This is a genomic window from Rhodobacter sp. JA431 (genome assembly GCF_900217725.1).
Lineage (GTDB): Bacteria > Pseudomonadota > Alphaproteobacteria > Rhodobacterales > Rhodobacteraceae > Rhodobacter > Rhodobacter aestuarii.
In genome coordinates this window covers 224,839-242,643 of the sequence record NZ_OBMP01000006.1, presented here as the reverse complement: position 1 = coordinate 242,643, position 17,805 = coordinate 224,839, and the positions used below count along the sequence as shown (strand labels likewise).

Genomic DNA, 17,805 nt, shown 5'->3' with positions numbered 1-17,805 from the left:
AGCACTAACCATCGAAGAGATTTCCACCCGCTCCGGCGCGCCCAAGCGCTTTCTTGAGCATATCTTGCTCGATCTGCGCAAGGCGGGTGTGCTTGGCCATCACCGCGGGTACGTTGCAGCCAAAGCCCACGATCAAGGGCACGAAAGCCTTGCCCGGCAGGCCGATGGCGCGCATCGCCCGGTCCATCACAAAAGCCGCGCGCGCCATGTAGCCCGAGTCTTCGAGCGCGGAGAGAAAGAGGAACAGAAAGACCACGATCGGCACGAAGGTCGCCACCGTCTGCACCCCGCCGCCCAGCCCGGTGGCAAGGATCTCGCGCACCCAGTCGGGGCTGCCCATCGCGCCCATCAGCGCGCCCAGCCCGTCAACGAAGATCGCCCCGGCGGCGATGTCGAAGAAGTCGATCAAGGCGCCGCCGAGGTCGATGGTGAAGAGAAACATCAGATACATGAAGGCGAGAAAGATCGGCACGCCGAGGAGGCGGTTCAGAACCACCCGGTCGATCCGGTCCGAAAGCGTGGCCGAGACGCGGCGCGTATCGCGCTGCACCGCGGCCATCAGGGTGGCGATGAAGTCATAGCGCGCCTCGGCCAGAACGATGTCGATATCCTCGCCCAAGGTCTCGTTGAGCGCGGCGCGTTGGGTGTCGAGCCGGTCGTGCAACGCGGGATCAGCACTGCTCTCCAACAGGCTGTCGCTTTCCAAAAGCGATAGCGCCGCCCAATCGGGGTCAAGGTGGCGGGCCTGCGCGAAGGCCTCCACCGCCGGGCGCAAGTCTGCCACCGCCGCGCGCACCTGCGGCACATGGAACGGCGCGATCTGCGGCGGCAGAAGGTCATCTTCGCAGGCCAGTGCCGCCTTGAGCGCCGCGATGCCACGCCCCTCCGCCGCCACCACGCCGTAGACCGGACAGCCGAGCCGATCGGCCAGCGCCGCAAGGTCGATCTTCAGCCCGCGCGCCGCGGCGATGTCGAGCATGTTCACCGCCACCAGCACCGGCACGTTCATCTCAAGGAGTTGCGTGGTCAGGTAAAGATTGCGCTCCAGATTGGCGGCATCGAGAATGTTGAGCACCAGATCGGCCTCGTGCCCCGCCACGAAATCGCGCGCGATCTGCTCGTCAAGCGACAGATCGCCCTCGGCGGCATCGAGCGAATAGGTGCCCGGCAGGTCGATCAGTTCGACCTCGGCATCCTCATGGCGGAACCGCCCCAGCTTGCGCTCGACGGTGACGCCGGGCCAGTTGCCGACCTGCTGGCGCGCCCCGGTGAGCGCGTTGAAGAGCGTGGTCTTACCGCAATTTGGGTTGCCGACGACCCCGATGATGCGCTTGTTCATGCCGCGTCTCCCGTTTCGGTGTCCAGTTCCACGATCAGCGCATCGGCCTCGGCCTTGCGCAGGGTCAGGCGAAAGCCGCGCAGGGCGATTTCGACCGGGTCGCCCATCGGCGCCACCCGCTGCACGGTGAACACCGCGCCGGGGGTGAGCCCCATCGACAGAAGCTTCTTGCGATAGCTTCCCAGACCGGGGCGCAACCCGGTGACGCGGCCGCGCGCGCCAATCGCCATGTCTTTCAGCTGCACGCTCATGCCCCCGCCTCCTCCGCGTTTTCCTGAACCGCCACCACCATGATCTTCTGCGCCACGCCGCGCCCGATGCCGAACCGGGTCTCGCCCACCGCCAGCACCAGCGCGCCGCCCTCGCGCTGCACCACCGCGATCACCCGCCCGGGGCCGATGCCCATCGACAGCATCCGTTGCGAGAAAGCCTCGCCCCCCGCGAGGCGGCGTATCTCAAGCCGCACCCCCTCGGGCGCCAGCGCCAGCGGCATCGGGTGCAGGCCAGAGGGAGCTTGCAGGTCGGGGTGGAAAGACATGGTCATCTGGCGGCCCTAACATGATTGATTTCGTCAAGAATGAAGAATTCCCGACAAAATTAGTATGGGCCAAAAGCGCGCAGCCGCCAAAGGCTGATTTCCGCCCGCGCAGAAAGCGTGCCAGCCGTTCAAGATCAAGCACTTGACGGCGCAGAACGCGGCCCGGCGCGGCCCGGACGTGACGCAGGCCTTCTCCCCCCTTGCGCCTCGCGCACGTTATCTTGTAACGTTACGTTACAGTATAACATGGAGGCATCAATGCCCGATCGTCTGCCCGTCACCGTGCTTTCCGGCTTTCTGGGCGCCGGCAAGACCACGCTGCTCAACCACATCCTCGCAAATCGCGCGGGGCTGCGGGTGGCGGTGATCGTCAATGACATGTCCGAGGTGAACATCGACGCCGATCTGGTGCGCGCGGGCGCGAGCCTGACGCGCGGCGAGGAAAAGCTGGTCGAGATGACCAATGGCTGCATCTGCTGCACCCTGCGCGACGACCTTCTGGAGGAGGTGCGGCGCCTCGCTGAAGAGGGTCGGTTCGACTATTTGCTGATCGAATCGACCGGGGTTTCCGAGCCGCTGCCCGTCGCTGCGACCTTCGAGTTCCGCGATGAACAGGGCGCCGCGCTCGACGACATCGCCCGGCTCGACACGATGGTGACGGTGGTCGATGCGGCCAACCTGACGCGGGATTTCTCGGCTCAGGAGTTTCTGGCGGACCGGGGCGCGGAGCTTGGCCCCGAGGACGAACGCAGCCTTGTGCAGCTGCTCACCGAACAGATCGAATTCGCCGATGTGATCGTGCTCAACAAGGTTTCCTCGGCCAGCGCCGAAGACCTCGCGAATGCCCGCGCGATCCTGCGCGCGCTCAATGCCGATGCGAAGATCATCGAGACCGATCACGGCAAGGTCGATCCGGCCGAAATCCTCGGCACCGGGCGGTTCAGCTTCGAGGCGGCGCATCGCCACCCGACCTGGGCGCAGGAGCTTTACGGTTTCGCCGAGCATGTGCCCGAAGATGCCGAATATGGCATTACCTCTTTCGTGTTCCGGGCCGAGCGCCCGTTCGAGCCCGCGAAACTGGCCGAGTTTTTTGAGACGCCGCTGCCCGGGGTGATCCGCGCCAAGGGGCATTTCTGGTTGGCGACGCGCCCCGACTGGGTGGGTGAATTCTCCGCCGCGGGGCCAATGCTCGAGGTGAAGGCGCTTGGCCTGTGGTGGGCCGCGGTGCCCGAGCAACACTGGCCCGCAGAGGCACGCGAGCGGATGGCGGCGAAGGTAGCGCAGGAATTTGGCGACCGACGGCAGGAAATGGTGTTCATCGGCCGCCTTGGCACGATGAACCGCGCCCGGATCGAGACCATGCTCAACCGTTGTCTCGTGCCAGAAACCAGCTTCGCACCCGCGCTTTGGCAGGGGCTCGACGACCCATTCCCGCGCTGGGGCCGCGCCGCATGAAGCGCATCAGAAGCTGCCGTTGAGCCGCACCCGGCCGATAGTGTCACCGGCCCCGCTCGCCACCGCCTCGGTGGCCACGCCGATCAGCGTGTTCGAGGTGGCCACGTTGGTGGTGCGCTTGTTGGTGTCGTCCCAGTAGATCTTCGCGCCGGCCGTCCAGGCCTGCGAGCCGATCTTGGTGATGTCGAAGACGCCGGTGAGCGCGGTCTCGACGGGCTCGCCGAGGGCGGCGGTGCCTGAGGCAATGCCGAAGATGGAACCGACGAGCAGGCCATCGCCAGAGGCGACGGCATAGGGCGCGGTCAGGGTGATGGTGTTGCCGGGCTGGACGTAGTTTTTCATGGGGGGTGATCCTCGTGGAAAGACGAAGGGCGGCCCGTCAGGACCGCCCGCGTTTCAGGGTTCAGGATGCGGGCCTCACGCGCCCGGGTTTTTGTAGAGACCGCGCCAGTCGATGGCCTTGGCGCCGAAGTCGAGGCGGCACTTAATCTCGACGCCATCGACGTCGAAGCCGTTGCGCGTCTCGATGTAGGCTCCCTGCTGGCCCTCGAGATAGGCGTATTCGATGGTGTCGATCTGGTTGGGGCTCGCGGCCAGATACCAGGCGGTGGCGCTGGCGGCGTCGATGCGCGGCTCGCTGATCGGCGAGAGGGTGCGGATCGATTGCGGCACCACGCTCGACGTCGCGGCCGGGACGAGGTTCTGGGCGACCAGCTGCTCGGCCTTCAGCTCCAGCGCGGCGGGCACGATCAGGAAGGCGGGACGGATGTTCAGCACCGTCTTCTTGTCGAGGCCGGTCTGCAGCGCCATCGCGGCGCGCGCCGCACCCACCGCATCGACGGCCAGCGCCGCGCCGGTGCCCGCGAGGTTCTTGTGGTTGGCGTGGAACAGCGCCGTCCCGTCGGCCATCGCCGGGTTCGAGGTGATGATGCCCCAGACGACATCGCTTTCCAGCTGGGCGATCGAGTTTCCGTACATCGCCGGGGTGCGGGTACCATCGCCGAACTGGCCGAGCGCGAGGGGATCGCCGCACCATACCTAAGCAGAACTCTTCGTCTGACCCTGCTCGCGCCCGACATTATCGACGCCATTCTCTCCGGTGAGCAGCGAAAGCAAGTGACATTGGAAGCCTTGCGTGCTCCGTTCCCTGCAGTCTGGGGACAGCAGGACACCTTCAGGGGAACCTAACCCCGAGACGCGAAAGCAGTCTAGATGGTGTGGCGAAGAATAGTTGCTCGGGCTAAATCATTCTTCTAGGGTACTTCCTGCCGAGGCGTGTCATGCGAGGACACGCATTGCGCACGTCAAGCGAATTCCCGGTCAGAGTATCCATGCCATTCTTCACATCCGCCCACGTGTCCCATGCTCTTGATCACCTGCCGTCTCGGACACACCCATCTTTGGTGAGTTTCCTGGGGATGCTAAAGGCAGATGTCCCAATTTCTGCGACCCCTTCGAAAGCATTCGGAAGCGCTCAGGAAACTGACCTTATGCGCCAATACTGTCACCCGGAAGGTGGGCCGGCAGATCGGCCTTGGTACGTTCCCTTTGGAGCTCCAAAGGAGGGTTCTACGAATTGGAAGCCCAAAGCCTATGCGGGAACCAGCCTGCAACGTATGCGCACGGGAAAGTCATTTATCTATGTACAGGGTACTGGTGCTAGCAGCGACTTGTGGTCGTTCCATCCGGACTTTTTGCAAGTCCTCGCTGATCGCGGGACGGAAATAATTGGGACTGTTCCGATATCAATTCACAATCTTGCCGCGTGGTTCTACCGGCAGATCGAGGTCGCCTCGCACAAGGATGCAATTGCCGACCTCGTCAGCGAGTTCCAGCTCAACAAGTATGGCCTAGTCGGAACCATCTTTGACGATACACCGGATCCGATTCTGGATGGCATACCCTTGGATGCACATGCAATGAATGGTCCCCAAATTTTTTCGTTGCTACAGCCTCCACCTTCATCAACATCGGTCACTGCCGCGAACGTATCTCAAGCGACACATACTTCTGCCAACCCGATCTCGGAAGATGAAGCAGACTCAGAGTTTACTTGGGAGGTTGATGCCCAAGATATTCAAGCTGCTCTCGGCGAATTGAAAGGCATGGAAGAAGCGGCATTCCGTGCCATGTCTGCACTGCAGGCCGGGATGCACGTGATCTTCACCGGCCCCCCAGGTACAGGAAAGACTCAGCTGGCCCGAAGGCTGTGTAGGGCCACCGGAATTCCCGTTACAATGGTTGCAGCAACAGACCAGTGGACCACTGTCGACACCATTGGCGGTTACTTCCCGTCCTCGGCATCTGTTGGTCAACTGGAGTTTCTGCCGGGTTTCGTCGTGAATGCCATGTCAGCACGCCGGGCCCTGATTATTGATGAGATAAATCGCGCCGATATCGACAAAGCGTTTGGCGAGCTTTTCACCTTGCTCAGCGGAAATGATGTCGATCTTCCTTACCTAGTCCAACACAAGGACATCAATGGAGAAATGGAGAGTCGTCGCATTCGACTTGCGGCGGAAAGTGCTCCCGATGACCCTCGTGTCCAGATGATCAGGCTCCCCTCCTGGTGGAGACTCATTGGGTCGATGAACGACGCAGACAAAGCGAGTCTCAAGCGGCTAAGTTATGCTTTTGTTCGGCGCTTCGCATTCGTACCAATCGAGATCCCCTCGTTGTCTATCTACAACGACCTGCTCGATTCGGGCGCTGGTAGTGGGGCGGATGGGCTGTCGGCAACGCGCCCTGACTTTCTCGCTGCCCTAAAGAACATTTTTGCCGAACCCAGCGGACTGGCATCAATTGACATGGCTATGGGATACGCGATCCCAGAGGCAATAATGCGTCAAGCGCGTAGCGAAATATCTCTTGATCCAGGGCGATCTACGTCCTCGCTTTTGGCCTCTACGCTCGATCTATATGTTGCTCCACAGTTTCAAGGGCGCGCAGACAAACATGAAAGCCTACTTTCTCTTGTGAGCCGTTATTTTAGCGAAGCGGAACAGAAGACGTTTGCCTCCCGTCTCGCGGTTTGGACAGGTTTTGTTGAGTGATTGCCCGAGACCAATGGCACGCCTTTGTAACGGATCCCGCTCGCGCGGGTCGCCATCTTTCAAATTTGGGAACCTCTGTCGGTCATTCGACTACCGCGCCAGTTGATCCGTCAGTCCTCGAAGAGTTTCTTCGACGTTTGGCGAACAGCGAGGCTAGTGTTGAACTGATAGCCAGTATCGTAGATTTGACATCACGAGAATACGTCGAGTTCTGTACGCGACACCTTCCGCCCCTACTAGACTCACTAGCTAATGAAAAGGTCGGTGAGTTGGCCGTCGTTGGGCCGATGCTTCGCGGAAATACGCGTTGGGACCTAACAGCAATTGGCAGAACGTCCGGACGAATTCTGCCAACGCAGTTCGTCACCAGGTTGCAGCAACGGAGCTTTGTGCTCCCAGAAAATGCGCTTGTCCGGTGGTTAGTTGATAACCTGTCGCGAACGGTCAAATTTGTCGAGACCTCGATTGGATCCAAAGCTTTGTTGCCGCAGCTTTCGATTATTCGTGAGAGCTGCGAAGAAGCTATGCGGCATCAGTGGTTTCGCGAGGTACCGCCGCCGCGCTCGCTTGATGCTTCGATGCGGATGGCTGCGCAGCGCCAGCGGTTGCCGGCGTATCGGCTGGCATCCGGACTTGCGACACGTCGACTGCGATACTCATCCAAAGACCGCACGAGCCGTTGGCGCTACATCCTTGAGCTCTTGGCGGTCAGCTGGCTCGCACCTGTGAGTGACGATGACTTATTTGAATTGTTCTCCCTCGTCATGGTCTTAGATCTCTTGGAGAACGAACTCGGACTTGGATCCCCCACTCAATACGGCCTCGCTGCTCCAGGCCGCGACCATATTGCGCTTTTCGATACGGCTGCTGGTAGTGTTCGAGTCTATTTCGACCAATCGCCGGTCTCTGTGCTCGGCTGCAGATCATATCAGCTTGAAATATTAAGCGCCCACGATGGCGTTCGCGGTGTCGGGCGGCGACCGGACCTTATGCTAGTGCATGAAGGCCCTTCATCTCGTCACGTGATGTTTATCGAAGTCAAGAAGACTGCAGACGGTTCCTACATTAGTGACAGTGTTTACAAAGCATTGGGCTACATTTCTGATTTCCGCGACCTTTGGGCGGTAGACTCGATCAACCCCAAAATAGCCGTCTTGTTTCCAGAAGGGATCGCGCCGAGGGACCCATCAGCTATCGACGGTCAAGAGGTCGTCTTGTCTTCGGCTTTCGACCGAGCAAGCCTTGCATCTGCGCTCCGATCGGGACTGTCTCTTTAAGTAACGTCGGCATGGGTGATCACCATTGACTATCAATGGATATGTGTGACAAGACGGTACCGGGAAGACTTGTCGACTTGGAGTGCCGTATGCTTGATCGATTTTTCACCCTGCAAGAGCTTGAAGAGACATTGAAGCTGTCTCTATCGACTTTGCGCCGCGCGGTCAAAACTGGCGAGTTGCAGCATGTAAGGGTCGGGAAGAAGGGGCAAATAAGGGTTTCTGCGGCTTCCGTTCAAGCATATCTCGCCAAGTCAAAAACAACGTCTGATGCTCAGAGCGTTGCTTTTTCGCCGACTGATAGTGAGTTCAAAAACGCTTCCGACGCATCTGTACGCACCATGGCCGCGCGCGTCGGCGATAAGCAGAGCTACAAGATCTTGAATGCCGACGTCTGGGTCGGCCTCAGATCCCTTCCGTCGAACTTCGTGCACACCGCCGTGACGTCTCCGGCGTACTTTTGGCAGCGCGATTATGGGTGCGAAGGCCAGATCGGACACGAAGCGACAATCGAAGAGTATGTTCAAGCGCTGGTAGAGCCGTTCAAGGAGTTGAAACGCGTCCTTAGACCGGACGGAGTCTTTTTCCTGAACATTGGCGATGCCTACTACAATGCGAAGGGCAGGCCCCACGGTCGGGATCGAAAAAATTCTGGTCGGCAGCTTGCCCGCGAGAAACTACGCGCGGTGGATGGCCCCGGCTTGGGGCTCCCAAGAAAGTCCTTAATTGGGCTTCCTTGGCGAGTTGCCACCGCCATGCAGTCCACTGGCTGGACATTACGAAGTGCCGTGATTTGGGAGCGTCCCGGAAGTCTTGGAGAGCCAACAGCCCATGATAGACCTCACCGGACGTACGAGAATGTCTTCATTTTCTCCAAGGGACCAAAGTACTACTTTAATAGGGCAGCGCTTGGAGGAGAGGAGGACATCTGGCGAATTGCTGCCCGCCCAGAGAATCCACATAGCCATTGCGCTCCCTTTCCAACTGAGTTGGTTGATCGTTGCCTCGCCTGTGGCTGCCCAGAAGGGGGTACAGTGCTTGATCCTTTCTTGGGGTCAGGTACGACGGCAATATCCGCGCTTCGCTCAGGTAGGAGCGTAGTCGGTATCGAACTGAATTCGAAGTATTGCTCAGAGGCGGAACAACGTATTGGCGCGGAATTTGTGACGTCTGAGAGGGCGAGTTCAGCCGCGTGATTGCTGTCAGCCCCTCTCAGAAGCGATAGTCGGGGCCCAGAGCTTCGTCTCAGGGCTCGGCGTTCGTTTGCCATTTGGAAGGTCGAAACGAAGCAAGCCGGTCTTTCGGTAAGCGTGGATGAGAGCCATGCTTGGGGATCGACGCCGTTCATTTTGCAGGTCTCGATCAGCGATGCGATGACGGCCCAGTTTTCGGCGCCGGCATCGTGGCCCGCGAAGAGGGCATTCTTACGGTTCAGAGCGATGGGGCGGATGGTGCGTTCGACGGTGTTGTTGTCGATCTCGACGCGGCCATCGGTGAGGAAGCGGCCAAGGCCTCCGCGGTATTTGGCGATGTAGGCGAGGGCTTCGCCCAAGGGCGACTTGACTGATGCACGGGCGCGGTGGTGGGTCAGCCAGTCGTCGATGCGGACAAGGATCGGGGCGGATAGGTGCGCGCCATCGAGCGTTTCACGGGCTCAGCTGCGGCCAAGGCCTCGAGCCCGGCAAGCGCGTCGAGATCGTCGATCAGATCATCCTCGTCCTTGCCAACGCTGTCGAACACCGCCCATTGCGCGGGCTTCGCCTCGCGCTTGTGAAAGAGGCCGAGGTTGAACAGCATCGCCTGTCGGTCTTCGGGTAGGCCGGAGGCCGCAAGGGCCGAACGCAGCGCCTCCGTGTCTGCATCCTCCTCGGCCTCCCTCATGCCCGCATCCTGCCCGAGCGATGGCCATGGGCCGCCGGGGCGAATACCGACGAGCCAATCCCGCAGCTCCTCGGTCGAGATGCAGTCGATGCGGTTGTAATCCTCGATCTCGTCAAGGATTTGCTGCTCGCCCGTCTCGCGCCAGCGCTCATAGGCCACGACAGAGCCGCCCGCCGTCTTCACCTCTCCATCGCGCTTTCGGCCATAAAAGGCCTCCATCGACTTGATGGAATAATTGGGCTCGGAGCCGATCAGCCCCCCCGCGCACGACGGCGAACAGATCGACGAACCGGCGCTCGCGCAGGAGCCGGTCGAGGAAGGCCTCGCCAATGCCGTACTTCGTGGTCAGCCGTCGCAGCGCGGTGATCTCGTAGGGCGCATAGTGATAGATACGCGCTTCCGGATAAGCCGTGAGGCGCGCGCGGAAGAATTCCAGCAGTTCAGCGAGTGCACGTGCTTCGGCAGCATGGTCATGCGCCCAAAACGGTTGGAACTGGCCATCGAACCAGACGCCATGCAGGTATTCTAGGCCGCCTTCGAAATGCGGATCGCCTTCGATGTCATAAAACTGGTCGCCGGCCTGCGGCTCGGGCAGCAGGGCGAACCCCTTGCCGGGTTCCGGGGCGCGCAGTTCGAACGCGGGCATCCCTGTTTTGCGGGCGTGCTGCAGACGGGCCTGAGGTGGCCACGTTGGTGGTGCGCTTGTTGGTATCGTCCCAGTAGATCCGGGCTTCATGAACACGATCCGCTGCGTGGGATCGCCGGGGCTCAGCCGGTCCATGATCTCGCGCATGTAGGGCGTGCGTACGGGAGACCACGATGACCAAGCTTTCCGACACCCAAGCCCTGATCCTGAGTGCCGCCGCACAGCGCGACGACCGCATCGCCCTGCCGCTGCCCGAGAGCCTGCGGGGTGGCGCCGCCGCCAAGGTGGTCGGCGCGATGCTCGCCAAGGGCTTCCTGCAGGAGGCCGAGGCGGACATGCGCAAGGGCGAACCCGCCTGGCGCGAGACCGGCGACGGCCACGGCGTTACGCTGGTTGCGACCGACGCAGGCCTTGCCGCCATCGGCATCGAACCGAACACCTCCGCCGCCCCCGAACCCGCGCCCAAGGCGCGCACGCCGCGCGAGGGCACCAAGCAGGCCACGCTGATCGCTATGCTGCGCGCGCCGGACGGCGCGACCATTGAGGAAATCATGGCCGCGACGGGCTGGCAGTCACATACTGTGCGCGGCGCGATGGCCGGGGCGCTGAAGAAGAGGCTCGGGCTCGAGGTGACCTCGGAGAAGGTTGAGGGGTGTGGGCGAGTCTATAGCCTGCCGCGAGGCTAGTGCCACGCACCACGCCCTTCGAAATGCCGCCGTCCCTCGGGGCGGCGGTTGCGGTTCATTCAGGGCGCAACGACTAGTTGACAGCACCTTGCGCGCTTGCAAAACAAAAGTCTTGGCAATCCGGAGGGATGAGTGTGGCAACTCAGAAAGTCATTGTAGAGTTCGAACTTGAAGACAGCCAGTTGTATTTCGATGGTTTGGGTGAGCTCCTATCTAAACAGGTCACGGAACTTTGCTCCAAGGGAAATTTCGGCCACGACTTCGCTGCAGGCATATACAGAACGCTTGCCGAACACCTTGCAAAGACCGATTTTGATTCACTCGGCTCGAGGGGGATGTCACAGGTCGCAAATGACGGTTTTGATGAGGTACTGCATTCACCTGGTGAACCGACGGTCGCGATATCGATTACCGGTCCAAATTGGGATGAGGATTTTGACCGAGGCCAACATGATTCTTGGGAAGTTGACAGGAAGTTTCGCGAAAGCGCGCCGGGAAAGAAACTGTCGGCATTATTTGAAAAGTTCGGTCGATCGAGCAACCTAGATGATAGCCAGGCGATCGAGGCACTGAGGAAAATTGCTGAGCCAAACATTTCGGTATTCGAGGAAGCAGAGGCAGAACTCTTTCAAATATCAGACAGCCTTGGGTTCAGAACCGAGCCAAATCGCGAAAAATGGAGATCTGGCGCCAGCCTCGAAGAAATCATGCAAGAGGAAGACAAGATAGTCTTTATTGAAGATGTTCTGAACAACTATTTCTTTCAACACCTCCAGCAAAAGTGCCTGCGTTTTTGCGCAACTGAGGCAAGTATCGAAGATGTTTCGAACTTCGTTGCTCTGTTAGAAAAACTCCCCGCCAGCTTCGTCGGCAATGAAGCTAGAATGGCGAGTGACGATTTTGTCGAGTGGACGAAAAATCTCCGCGGCGATCTCGATGGACACCTAACAGAAGGCATGTTCATGGAAGACATCAAATCATTCTCTGCGAAGCACGCGTTATCTGAACGAGGGATCAACATAAAGAACCGCATTGACCATCTCGTAAGAACCGGGGCAGCCAACAAGACAAAGAAGAATGGCAAAGTGTTTTATGTCTTGGCAAGCTAACCGCGTACCCGAATGGCCTCGAACACCCGGCGCAGGGCGAAGGAACGCGCTATCGACACGATTGTGAAGACCGCGCCCATCTTCAGGTTCTGCGCCAGCGTCGTGTGCAGCCCGAAGATCGGGAAGATCAGGATCTGCGTCACGACCGCGACGCCGTAGCCCACGATCACGTTGGCGACGGCCTCGACCAGCGACATCAGGCGGGACTGCTTCATCCCGCTGCCTCATCCATCGGCCAGCAGTTCAGCTGCCAGAGTTCGCAGCGCATGCGCCGCAACCAGGGGGACCACGCCGTTGCCACAGAGGCGAAGCCGGTCCACCCGGTGGGCCAACCCATCAGCGCCTCGACGAACAGCGGGTTCAAGGTCCGGCGCGGCTCGGAGGTATCGCTCCCAGCCATCGGCGTCACCAGGACCTGGCGGCCAAGCAGGCCGTTCACCGGCGTGTTCCTCAGGATCGAGGCACAATGCGGTTGCCTTTTTGGCGTAAGCGCGGTATAGTCTACTTCGCGACAACAAAAAAACCTCGGGCGCCTCGAGAGAAATTTCGCGATGGAATCAGCAGTTTTCGACTTACTTTCTATGCCGTTCTGGCGTGACCTTTATCGCCAAGACTTGGTTGTAATTGCTTGGGCATATCAGCCATACATAATTTCTGCTGGCATAGTCCTCGCCATTGTTTTTTCAACCAAAGCGGCTGCGTGCCGAGATGAAAAAGATGACCGCCGCGCGAAAGTCTTTCATGCCCGCTCGACGTTGGTATTCTTGGCAACTACCGCGATCTATTTGGTTATTACCAGCTCGTTTATGCTCTTAAACGAGGACTTTCATCGCCCGCTCGGGATCGTTTTTGGGCTAGTGTTTCCGGTAATATCTTCCGGCATACTTGTGTTTCTTGCCTGGCTTGCTGTAGGGCTTGCTGTAGGTGCCTTGGAAAACCTATTTAAAGGCGCAAAGTGGTTGCAAGGTCTAATTTACCAAGCACTTGGAAAATAGTTCTAAAGTGGCGACATTACGAAGGATCCACTTTCCCGCGACGGAGAACGGCTGGCACGGATAGCCCGCAGTGACGATGTCCACCGCGCCGCGCCACGGGCGGCCGTCGAAGGTTCCAACATCGTCCCAGACAACAGCCTGATCCAGGGACGCGTCTTCCATCCGCGCCACGAGAGTGGCTGCGGCGTAGGTTTCCCGTTCGACATGGCCCACAGCACGATAGCCGGGCATGGCGATGGTGAGCCCGAGGTCGAGCCCGCCAGCACCGGAGCACAGGGAGAGGCCGAAGAGGCATGCGTCTCCGGCCCCGGAAGCGCGTCCGGAGGAAGGTAAAGCCAGGTCATGCATGTCACGCGGCGGTCTTGCGCTTTCGCGCGGGTTCGGAGGAGACGTTCGTGTCCGGCGTAGCTTCGTTCATCGTTCAGCCGTCCGGAGGCGGCATCTCAATTTCAGAGCTTTTATCCGGTATCGAGGCACGCATTCAGGTTCACGACCTGATCCTCAAACTTCGCACCGTGGTGGCCGATACATTGGGACGCGACATGCAGTCGGCGCTCAGCTGGTCGTTCGACCTTCAGCGGGCAACCTCCTCGATGCGGATTTTCGACGTGAGTACGATCCCGGCCATTAGGGGCCCACTACCGGCAGGCGTGTCAGGGGTGCGATTTCTCGTCGATCTCGCGGGTTGTCGCCAACTCTCCAGGGCGCGGATCGACGCGCTCGTTTCTGCTGAACGGGCGCTGCTGCCTCCTTGAGGCCTCGGAACCTCGCTATTCGGCGAGGCAACCCGCCATAGCCTGATGCTTTCGGTCCATCACCGCCATTACGTTGGATTCAAGAGTGATTAGGCCTGAGTTCGATTTCTGTTCCACTCCGCGAATGCCACCGGCATCGAAGTGTTCAGCCCGTTTTCCAAGAAAATCGTCTCATTTCAGACACCTAGAGGCTAAGCACCAAATCGGCGCAGTCATCAGGTCCGGAGAATATCGGCCCGGAGAGAACGCCCGTGCACCTTTCCGGGCGTGGGCCGGTTAAGAGCCCCTCCCGCATAACCCTCGAAAACAACGGAAAAATCCGGCCGCAGCCGGATCGGGAGAACGCTTTCGCGAGAGCAAGTGGCGGACGGGAAGGGATTCGAACCCTCGAGACGGTTCCCCGCCTACACACTTTCCAGGCGTGCGCCTTCGACCACTCGGCCACCCGTCCGCCGGCGGGTTTAACGGCAAAGGCGGGCGCTCGCAAGGGGATTTGCACCCCATTTTCGATTGCCCGCCTGCGGTTTGCACATTGCCTTAGCGGCCGTCGCCATCCTCTGTGCCGTCGTTATCGGAAAGCCGCGCCATCGGCCCAAGTTCTGTCGGCGTTTTGTTGGGGCTTGCTGCAACTGGGGCAGGGGGCTTGGCCTCGGGCGCTTGCCCCAGAAGCGTTTCGGGGTTTTTGATCCAGATATCGCGCTGCGCGAAGGGGATTTCGATGCCATGCTCGGCGAAGCGTTCGGCGATCTGGTGGTTCATCTCCGACATGACACTCAACTTGAAATTCACATCCGACAGGATCGCGCGAATTTCAAAATCCATGCTATCGGCGCCAAAGCCCCGGAACAGCGCATAGGGCGCAGGCGTCATCATCACCAGCGGATGCGCTTGTGCGATCTCGGTCAGGATTTTCTCGACCTTGCGGGTATCGGTGCCATAGGCCACGCCCACCGGCACGATCAGACGCCCAGTTTTGTTGCCACGGGTCCAGTTTGTCACCGTGCCGGAAATCAGGTCCGCGTTGGGCACAATCACATCGGTGCGGTCGAAGGTTTCCACCACGGTGGAGCGGACCGAGATGTTTTTCACAATCCCATGCTGGCCGCCGACCTCAATCCAGTCGCCTTCGGAAATCGGGCGTTCGATCAGCAAGATGATGCCCGAAACAAAGTTCTGCACGATGGTTTGCAGGCCAAAACCAATGCCGACAGAGAGCGCACCAGCGACGATGGCAAGCGAGGAAAGGTCAATCCCGGCGGTAGAAATGGCGATCAGTGCGGCCAAGAACAGGCCCAGATAGCCAATGCCCGAGGTGATCGCGTTTTGGCCGCCTTTGTCGAGCTTTGTCTTTGGCAAGATCGTGGTTTTGAGCGCGCCTTGAAACGCACGGGTGAGCGCATAGCCGATCCCAAAGACCACCGCGAAGGTGATGAACGAGGTGGGCGAAATCCGCACGCCACCGACCGAGACCCCGTTTTTGAAAGCGGTCCAAAGCTCGATCAGGTCTTCGACGCGGGCGCCCCAGACCAAGGCCAAAACAGGGAGCGAGGCGAGCGAGATCAGAAAACCGCCCAGAACCGGGATCAGCGCATCGCGGCGCACATCCTCGCCCCGTGCGATGGTGACGTAAAGCTCGGCAATGAAGCGTTGCAAGATCGCGACCGTCGCGAAAAGACCAAGCGTCAGCACGGCGGGCCAAATCAGCGCGTCGGCCGCACTGATATAGCCGATCGTGCCCAGTACCGGCGCCGCGAGCGCAATCAAGATCAGCGCGGTGCCCAGCCAGCTGAGGAGCTTGCGGCGGAAAACGCCTTCTTCGTTCTCGGCGGTATTGCGGCTTTGCCGCCGCAAGAGCTGCGCCATCCGAAAAAGTGCAATTGCGGCAAAGATTTGCAACGGTGCTTGCAGGACAGAAAGCGCGGCATCCGCGCGTTCGGCCACCGCTTGCGCTTTGTCAGCGGCCACATTGCCTGCGCCACCAAGGAAATTTTCAGCACGGGGGGCCACCCACAGCAACACCAACTGATGCGTGGCAAGGGCAAGCCCAAGCGACAGCGCGTGAATGCGCCCCTCGGCGCGGCCTTCCTCGCCCAATTTGAGCGCGCTTTCAACACCGCCCCGCATCGGGAAGATGCGGGTGCCGAGCCACCAAGCCATCATCACCGTAAAAAGAAGGGTGGGCGCAATTTCAAAAAGCTCGGTCAGGATCGGCCCGAAAAGGGAGGTCTGCTTGAGGGCAATGGTCAGCAAAATTGCGCCAAAGGTCGGCAAGATCACTTGGCCGAGTGAAACCAAAGCGGAAATCACGCCGCGCCCGCGCATCGCGGTTTTGCTCAGCAAGAAATCCGTCAGCCGTACCATCCAGCGCCGACCGCGGGCCAAAAGCACCAGCGCCATCAGCACAAGGCCCAAGATCACCGGGGCATTGTTGCGCAGCTCATCAAAATTGATCGGCTGGGTGAAGCGCCAGCGGGTCTCGTCATAGATCCATTCGCCCATCCAGCGCAGAAGCGAGGCGGCAGCAGGCCAGTTCACCGGGTTCGCAGCCGAAGGCGAAAGCCGCAGCATTTTATCGGCCTGACGTTCGCGGACCAATTTATCAATTGCGCGGATCGTGCTGTCTGCGCGGCTCGCAGCCTCTGTCGCGGTGATGCCGGGGGCTTGCAGTTTCGCCAGTTGCTCGCTGAGCTCTGTGCGGCGTTTCGCAATGGCCTCGTCTTCCGTTGCCCCTTCTTCGGGTGCGGGGCCAAGGGCGGCCAATTGGTTTTTGACCGTGGTGATCTGATCGGTATTGGCGCTTTGGGCTTCGGTCAGCGTCGCGCGCCATTTGACCATTTCAGCGCGCAATTCGTTGAGCTTTGCATCGCTCATCGTGGCTTCGGAAACGGCCTTTTCCACCTGCGTCGAAAGCTTATCGAAGGCTTTATAATCTGGTGCGACTTCGTCTTGCGCCACGACCGGCAGCGCCAAAACCAAAAGCAAAAGAAGGGTCTGGAGCCAAATCCGCATCAGGCAAAGACCTCCGGCAGGCGGCGCGCGGGGGCCGACATCCAGCCGGGAACGGGCAAGCCTTTCTCTGCCAAGAATGCCGGGTTGAAGAGTTTTGACTGATAGCGGGTGCCGTAATCGCATAGCACGGTGACAATCGTGTGGCCCGGACCCATTTCGCGCGCCATGCGGATCGCACCTGCGATGTTGATCCCCGCAGACCCGCCCACGCATAGCCCCTCTTCGGCAAGCAAATCAAAGATGATCGGCAGGGCCTCGGTGTCGGGAATGCAAAAGCTCATATCCGGCGTGAAGCCTTCAAGGTTTGCGGTGATCCGGCCTTGGCCGATCCCTTCGGTGATGGAGCTTCCTTCGGATTTCAGCGTGCCGGTGGTGTAGAAGCTGTGCAGCGCGGCGCCTTCGGGGTCGGCCAGCGCGATTTTCACGCCCTTCGGTTGCAGCGCCATACCGGTGCCTGCCAAAGTGCCGCCCGAGCCTACGGCGGCGACAAAGCCATGCACCCCGCCTTGGGTCTGCGCCCAGATCTCTGGCCCCGTTGTTTCGATATGGGCTTGGCGGTTTGCGGTGTTGTCGAACTGATTGGCCCAGATCGCGCCGTTAGGTTCGGTTTGTGCAAGTTCTTCAGCCAAACGGCGCGAATAGTGCACATAATTGTTGGGATTTGAAAAGGGGGCCGCGGGCACTTCGACCAGTTCCGCCCCCGCCAAACGCAGCATATCTTTCTTTTCTTGGCTTTGCGTCTTCGGGATCACGATCACCGTGCGAAAGCCCATCGAGGCCCCCACCAGCGCAAGCCCGATCCCGGTATTGCCTGCCGTGCCCTCGACAATCGTGCCACCTGGTGCAAGCGCGCCGCGCGCCACCGCATCGCGGATGATGTAAAGCGCGGCCCGGTCTTTCACCGATTGGCCGGGGTTCATGAATTCGGCTTTGCCAAGGATCGTGCAGCCGGTGGCTTCGGAGGCCTTACGCAGGCGGATCAACGGCGTGTTGCCGATCATCGCGGCAAGGTCGGGGGAGAAGGTCATGGTCTTCCTCGGCTCGTAAAGGGTCGCGGGGAAG

20 protein-coding genes, 1 tRNA gene and 1 pseudogene are annotated in these 17,805 nt (G+C 60.0%); 8 read left to right on the top strand and 14 right to left on the bottom strand.

The annotated features are described in order from the left end of the window. Positions 1-4 precede the first annotated feature (4 nt). Genes feoB through CRO18_RS13735 form a run of 3 tightly spaced genes read right to left on the bottom strand, consistent with a single transcriptional unit; the run spans position 5 to position 1,883 of the window. Positions 5-1,339 (bottom strand): ferrous iron transport protein B, encoded by a 1,335-nt coding sequence (feoB, locus tag CRO18_RS13745; RefSeq protein ID WP_097082551.1) that lies wholly within the window; start codon positions 1,337-1,339, stop codon positions 5-7. Further along, entirely contained in the window at positions 1,336-1,590 is a 255-nt protein-coding gene (locus CRO18_RS13740) for a FeoA family protein (RefSeq protein ID WP_097082550.1), read from the bottom strand. Before CRO18_RS13740 ends, feoB begins: the two co-directional genes overlap by 4 nt. Next, positions 1,587-1,883, bottom strand: coding sequence for a FeoA family protein (locus CRO18_RS13735; protein ID WP_097082549.1), 297 nt, complete (start codon positions 1,881-1,883; stop codon positions 1,587-1,589). The genes CRO18_RS13740 and CRO18_RS13735 overlap by 4 nt, the downstream gene beginning before the upstream one ends. Before the next feature lie 252 nt (positions 1,884-2,135). Between CRO18_RS13735 and CRO18_RS13730 the strand changes: the two genes are divergently transcribed. Then, on the top strand, positions 2,136-3,332 hold the full coding sequence (locus CRO18_RS13730; protein ID WP_097082548.1) for a GTP-binding protein: 1,197 nt from the start codon (positions 2,136-2,138) through the stop codon (positions 3,330-3,332). A gap of 6 nt (positions 3,333-3,338) precedes the next feature. Here CRO18_RS13730 and CRO18_RS13725 read toward each other — a convergent pair whose 3' ends face one another. Continuing rightward, the gene (locus CRO18_RS13725; protein WP_097082547.1) at positions 3,339-3,674 is read right to left on the bottom strand and encodes a DUF2190 family protein; all 336 of its coding nucleotides are present in this window, start codon (positions 3,672-3,674) and stop codon (positions 3,339-3,341) included. A 75-nt stretch (positions 3,675-3,749) separates the two neighbouring features. Continuing rightward, positions 3,750-4,310 (bottom strand): Mu-like prophage major head subunit gpT family protein, encoded by a 561-nt coding sequence (locus CRO18_RS13720; protein WP_249276069.1) that lies wholly within the window; start codon positions 4,308-4,310, stop codon positions 3,750-3,752. Between the two features lie 638 nt (positions 4,311-4,948). Here CRO18_RS13720 and CRO18_RS13710 point away from each other — a divergent pair. The 3 genes from CRO18_RS13710 (at position 4,949) to CRO18_RS13700 (ending at position 8,858) form a co-directional block, all read left to right on the top strand. Further along, complete coding sequence (locus tag CRO18_RS13710; protein WP_170952677.1) at positions 4,949-6,385, top strand: AAA family ATPase; 1,437 nt, start codon at positions 4,949-4,951, stop codon at positions 6,383-6,385. Positions 6,386-6,672: 287 nt separating this feature from the next. Continuing rightward, the gene (locus CRO18_RS13705; RefSeq protein ID WP_097082545.1) at positions 6,673-7,662 is read left to right on the top strand and encodes a hypothetical protein; all 990 of its coding nucleotides are present in this window, start codon (positions 6,673-6,675) and stop codon (positions 7,660-7,662) included. A gap of 89 nt (positions 7,663-7,751) precedes the next feature. Further along, positions 7,752-8,858 (top strand): DNA methyltransferase, encoded by a 1,107-nt coding sequence (locus CRO18_RS13700; RefSeq protein ID WP_170952676.1) that lies wholly within the window; start codon positions 7,752-7,754, stop codon positions 8,856-8,858. A gap of 107 nt (positions 8,859-8,965) precedes the next feature. On the opposite strand, the pseudogene CRO18_RS18530 reads toward CRO18_RS13700, so the two are convergent. From CRO18_RS18530 to CRO18_RS19160, 3 genes and pseudogenes are all read right to left on the bottom strand, one after another. Beyond that, positions 8,966-9,286, bottom strand: a pseudogene (locus CRO18_RS18530) (transposase); the annotation flags it as partial. Further along, complete coding sequence (locus tag CRO18_RS19165; RefSeq protein WP_212710136.1) at positions 9,250-9,762, bottom strand: ribonuclease H-like domain-containing protein; 513 nt, start codon at positions 9,760-9,762, stop codon at positions 9,250-9,252. The gene CRO18_RS19165 and the pseudogene CRO18_RS18530, both read right to left, overlap by 37 nt. After that, complete coding sequence (locus CRO18_RS19160) at positions 9,692-10,336, bottom strand: ribonuclease H-like domain-containing protein (protein ID WP_283234897.1); 645 nt, start codon at positions 10,334-10,336, stop codon at positions 9,692-9,694. Before CRO18_RS19160 ends, CRO18_RS19165 begins: the two co-directional genes overlap by 71 nt. A 26-nt stretch (positions 10,337-10,362) precedes the next feature. Between CRO18_RS19160 and CRO18_RS13690 the strand changes: the two genes are divergently transcribed. Together CRO18_RS13690 and CRO18_RS13685 are read left to right on the top strand one after the other, a co-directional pair. Further along, positions 10,363-10,875 carry a DUF3489 domain-containing protein gene (locus CRO18_RS13690; RefSeq protein ID WP_097082543.1) on the top strand — a complete coding sequence of 171 codons (513 nt, stop codon included), beginning with the start codon at positions 10,363-10,365 and terminating at the stop codon, positions 10,873-10,875. Positions 10,876-11,009: 134 nt separating this feature from the next. After that, a complete protein-coding gene (locus tag CRO18_RS13685; RefSeq protein WP_143128649.1) occupies positions 11,010-11,984 on the top strand; it encodes a hypothetical protein in 975 nt (324 codons plus the stop codon). Here CRO18_RS13685 and CRO18_RS13680 read toward each other — a convergent pair. Both CRO18_RS13680 and CRO18_RS13675 read right to left on the bottom strand, forming a co-directional pair. Beyond that, a complete protein-coding gene (locus CRO18_RS13680) occupies positions 11,981-12,199 on the bottom strand; it encodes a hypothetical protein (RefSeq protein WP_097082541.1) in 219 nt (72 codons plus the stop codon). The two genes, CRO18_RS13685 and CRO18_RS13680, sit on opposite strands and share 4 nt — an antisense overlap. Further along, positions 12,196-12,423 (bottom strand): hypothetical protein, encoded by a 228-nt coding sequence (locus CRO18_RS13675; RefSeq protein WP_170952675.1) that lies wholly within the window; start codon positions 12,421-12,423, stop codon positions 12,196-12,198. The genes CRO18_RS13680 and CRO18_RS13675 overlap by 4 nt, the downstream gene beginning before the upstream one ends. A 112-nt stretch (positions 12,424-12,535) precedes the next feature. Here CRO18_RS13675 and CRO18_RS18650 point away from each other — a divergent pair, with 112 nt between their 5' ends. Beyond that, complete coding sequence (locus tag CRO18_RS18650; protein ID WP_143128648.1) at positions 12,536-12,979, top strand: hypothetical protein; 444 nt, start codon at positions 12,536-12,538, stop codon at positions 12,977-12,979. Here the strand turns inward: CRO18_RS18650 and CRO18_RS13670 are convergent. Then, a complete protein-coding gene (locus CRO18_RS13670) occupies positions 12,953-13,327 on the bottom strand; it encodes a DNA cytosine methyltransferase (protein WP_249276068.1) in 375 nt (124 codons plus the stop codon). The two genes, CRO18_RS18650 and CRO18_RS13670, sit on opposite strands and share 27 nt — an antisense overlap. Before the next feature lie 47 nt (positions 13,328-13,374). Here CRO18_RS13670 and CRO18_RS13665 point away from each other — a divergent pair, with 47 nt between their 5' ends. After that, the gene (locus CRO18_RS13665) at positions 13,375-13,734 is read left to right on the top strand and encodes a hypothetical protein (RefSeq protein WP_097082540.1); all 360 of its coding nucleotides are present in this window, start codon (positions 13,375-13,377) and stop codon (positions 13,732-13,734) included. Positions 13,735-14,095: 361 nt separating this feature from the next. Here CRO18_RS13665 and CRO18_RS13660 read toward each other — a convergent pair. From CRO18_RS13660 to CRO18_RS13650, 3 genes are all read right to left on the bottom strand, one after another. After that, positions 14,096-14,185: transfer RNA gene (locus CRO18_RS13660), tRNA-Ser, on the bottom strand. Positions 14,186-14,271: 86 nt separating this feature from the next. Next, positions 14,272-16,743 carry a DUF3772 domain-containing protein gene (locus tag CRO18_RS13655; RefSeq protein ID WP_170952674.1) on the bottom strand — a complete coding sequence of 824 codons (2,472 nt, stop codon included), beginning with the start codon at positions 16,741-16,743 and terminating at the stop codon, positions 14,272-14,274. Further along, positions 16,743-17,771 (bottom strand): cysteine synthase A, encoded by a 1,029-nt coding sequence (locus CRO18_RS13650; RefSeq protein WP_076485318.1) that lies wholly within the window; start codon positions 17,769-17,771, stop codon positions 16,743-16,745. Before CRO18_RS13650 ends, CRO18_RS13655 begins: the two co-directional genes overlap by 1 nt. Positions 17,772-17,805 lie beyond the last annotated feature (34 nt).